Annotated in this window: 1 protein-coding gene; it reads left to right on the top strand. The window is 69.6% G+C overall.

What is annotated here, in order from left to right; all coding sequences use genetic code 11:
• On the top strand, window positions 1–217 hold a 217-nt coding region (locus EBH09_RS39750), incomplete at both ends, for a transposase (RefSeq protein WP_238697612.1).

Below are 217 nucleotides of genomic sequence, written 5' to 3'. Positions count from 1 at the left end.
CGCCGAGGATGCCGCGGGCGGGATCGACTGGGACGTGTCAGTGGACTCGACCGCGGTGCGGGCCCATCAGCACGCCGCCGGTGCGAGGAAGGCGTCGTCGGCCCTGGATGCTCAAAAGGGGGAACGCCGGGGGACGAACCAGGTCGATCCGGTGCTGCGGAAACTGGCCATCCGCCTGGAGGAGGTGGTCAGATCGGCGAATGTCTGGGACGCTCCC

The sequence above is a fragment of the Streptomyces sp. E2N166 genome, assembly GCF_003671715.1.
Classification (GTDB): Bacteria; Actinomycetota; Actinomycetes; order Streptomycetales; family Streptomycetaceae; genus Streptomyces; species Streptomyces thinghirensis.
This window is presented reverse-complemented; position numbering and strand designations above follow the sequence as displayed.